Origin of the sequence: Massilia sp. CT11-108 (assembly GCF_047302915.1) — a bacterium.
In the GTDB taxonomy this organism is placed as follows: Bacteria; Pseudomonadota; Gammaproteobacteria; order Burkholderiales; family Burkholderiaceae_D; genus Telluria; species Telluria orientalis.
Map to the genome: position 1 here is coordinate 1 of NZ_JBKYMO010000639.1, position 2,705 is coordinate 2,705.

Here is a 2,705-nt window from a genome sequence, read left to right on the forward strand (position 1 = left end):
CGGCGTGGCGACGAGGATGTCGACGCCGTTCGCGAGCAGCTTGATCTGCGGGTGGATGCCGACGCCGCCGAAGATCACGGCGGAGTTCAGGTTGGTGTGCTTGGCGTACATGCGCACGTTTTCCTCGACCTGGGCCGCGAGTTCGCGGGTCGGGGCGAGCACGAGGGCGCGGATCGGGCGCTTGGACGTCTTGCTGGTCAGCGCGGCGCCGAATTTGTCGGTCGACAGGCGGTGCAGCACGGGCAGCGTGAAGCCGGCGGTCTTGCCGGTGCCCGTCTGGGCGCCTGCCAGCAGGTCGCCGCCTTTCATCACGGCGGGAATCGCCTTGGCCTGGATCGGAGTCGGGGCGGTATAGCCCGCTTCAGTGACGGCGCGCACGATGGCGTCGGACAGACCGAGAGTATTGAATGACATAGTTATCTGGTAGGGATCGGCCCGTCGCTCCTGGGAGCGCCAGTCCAGCCGATCGGATTACACAACAGGGCGCCCGGTACTGGAGCCGGTACGCCGAGACGCAAACGTAGACACAAACGTCAACGGTCACGCGACATTATAGTTAAATATGTTTCGCTATGGAAATTTTAGCGCGGCCTGTGTCGTTTATGACAGGACCGGTGGAAGCGGGGGCGCGGCACCTCGTGGGTACCGGAGGCAATCTTGACAGGCCGACAACGCCGCCTGACGCGGGAAAGCCGCGCGGCCAGCAAGGCCCGCGGCATTCCCCGGACTTACACAGGGCGTATTTTACGCGAAACGGCGGGAGGCCGCTCAGGCGAAGGGCTTCAGCAGCGCGACCATGCCGGCGAAGACCTTCGGGCCGGCGGCGATGATGTCACCCTTGTTGAGGTATTCGGACTCGCCGTTGAACTCGCCGACGATGCCGCCCGCTTCGGTCACGAGCAGCGAACCGGCGGCGATGTCCCAGATTTTCAGGTTCTTTTCGAAGTAGCCGTCGACGCGGCCGGCGGCCACGTTGGCCAGTTCCAGCGCGGCCGAACCGCTCGAGCGCAGGCCGTGGCAGCGCGGGGCGACGACTTCGTACATGCGCAGGTATTCGGCCAGGTCGCGCGGCTCGGCGCCGTGGCCGGAGCCGATCAGGGCCTTGTTGATGCGGTCCGCATTGCGCACGCGGATACGCTTGTCGTTCAGGTAGGCGCCGGCGCCCTTGGTGGCGGTGAACAGGTCGTTGCGGACCGGGTCGTAGATGACGGCCTGCGTGATCACGCCGCGCTGTTGCAGCGCGATCGAGATGCAGTAGTTCGGGTAGCCGTGGAGGAAGTTGGTGGTGCCGTCGATCGGATCGATGATCCAGACGTATTCGCTGTCGTCGTTCAGGTTCGCGGTGGGGCCCGACTCTTCGCCGAGGATGGCGTGGTCGGGGTAGGCTTTCAGCAAGGTTTCGACGATCGCCTGTTCCGACGCCTGGTCGATGTCGGTCACGAAGTTGTTGTGGCTTTTTTCGCTGACGGTGATGCGGTCGAGGTCGAACGATGCGCGGTTGATGACGGTCGCGGCGCGGCGGGCGGCCTTGATGGCCGTGTTGAGCATGGGATGCATAGAGGGCTTCCGTAAAAAAATGCTGACGCCCACCGCGCAAGGGCGCCGTGAACGATCTGAACGAGAAATAATTAAAGAGCAAAGCGGTGCCGAAGCCGTTAAAATCGCGAACTTCTTGCCCGCATTTCAACGCTCGTCACCGCGCGATGGCGTTATTTTAAATGAACCCGACCGAAACTGTCTCTTCTCTTTTCACTCGTCTACGCTTCGTCCTGGTGGAAACGAGCCGCGCCGGCAACGTCGGCTCGGTGGCGCGCGCCATGAAGACGATGGGATTTTCCGACCTCGTGCTCGTCGCGCCGCGCTGCAACGACCCGCTGCACGATCCGGAGGCCGTCGCCTTCGCCAGCGGCGCCATCGACGTGCTCCAGGGCGCACGGATCGTGGATTCCATCGGCGAGGCGCTGGACGGCTGCAATTTCGCGGCGGCCGTGTCGGCCCGCCTGCGCGAGTTCTCGCCCCCTGTATGGACGCCGCGCGAATTTTCTGCGCACGCGGCAGGGACGGAAGACCTGCATCCAGCGCTCATCCTCGGCAACGAGCGCTTCGGCCTGCCGAACCAGATCGTCGAGCAGTGCAACGTCCTGATCAACATCCCGGCCAATCCCGAGTATTCGTCGCTGAACCTGTCCCAGGCCGCGCAGGTGCTGGCCTACGAATGCCGGCTGGCCGCGCAAGGGGAGAACCGGACGCAGGAAGGCATCGGCTTCCACGGCGAGGCGGCGAGCGTCGCGCAGATCGAGGGCATGTACGCCCACCTGGAAGAGGCATTGGTCGCGATCGGCTTCCTCAACGCGAGCAATCCGAAAAAGCTGATGCCGCGGCTGAAGCGCCTGTTCGCGCGCACGCAGCTGGAGACGGAAGAAGTCAACATCCTGCGCGGCATTGCCCGCCAGATGATGAAATCCACGGGGCGGGATTCCTAGACGGCTTGCTCTAGTCCGAGTTGGTCGCCTGACCTGTTCTTTCGCTTACACTTTGAAAAACACATACAAAGGGTAGGCATGGAGACAACCCGCAGAACCTTCCTGAAAGCCGGCCTGCTGTCCGCCGCGGTCCTGGCCGCGGGCGGCGGCTGGTACCGGCACACGCATCCGGCGCCCCCGCGCGGCTTCGTGCTCGACGGGGAGGCGCGCGCCGCGCTCGAC

The 2,705-nt window shown here is 64.3% G+C and carries 4 protein-coding genes; 2 read left to right on the forward strand and 2 right to left on the reverse strand.

Annotated features, from left to right (window positions below):
- Nucleotides 1-414: DEAD/DEAH box helicase (locus tag ACEN88_RS28735; protein WP_413345178.1), on the reverse strand; the 414-nt coding region annotated here is incomplete at its 3' end.
- Between the two features lie 354 nt (nucleotides 415-768).
- Nucleotides 769-1,548 (reverse strand): inositol monophosphatase family protein, encoded by a 780-nt coding sequence (locus ACEN88_RS28740; RefSeq protein ID WP_413345182.1) that lies wholly within the window; start codon nucleotides 1,546-1,548, stop codon nucleotides 769-771.
- 170 nt (nucleotides 1,549-1,718) lie between these two features.
- On the opposite strand from ACEN88_RS28740, the gene ACEN88_RS28745 reads away from it, so the two are divergent.
- Together ACEN88_RS28745 and ACEN88_RS28750 are read left to right on the forward strand one after the other, a co-directional pair.
- Nucleotides 1,719-2,483 (forward strand): RNA methyltransferase, encoded by a 765-nt coding sequence (locus ACEN88_RS28745; RefSeq protein WP_413345180.1) that lies wholly within the window; start codon nucleotides 1,719-1,721, stop codon nucleotides 2,481-2,483.
- A 78-nt stretch (nucleotides 2,484-2,561) separates the two neighbouring features.
- Nucleotides 2,562-2,705, forward strand: a 144-nt coding sequence (locus tag ACEN88_RS28750; RefSeq protein ID WP_413345184.1) for a twin-arginine translocation signal domain-containing protein, incomplete at its 3' end; no start/stop codon positions are given.

What these genes read in the sequence shown, in the direction of transcription:
- ACEN88_RS28740 (WP_413345182.1), bottom strand. Translation starts at nt 1,548, where the DNA reads ATGCTCAACACGGCCATCAAGGCCGCCCGCCGCGCCGCGACCGTCATC.
- ACEN88_RS28745 (WP_413345180.1), top strand. Translation starts at nt 1,719, where the DNA reads ATGAACCCGACCGAAACTGTCTCTTCTCTTTTCACTCGTCTACGCTTC.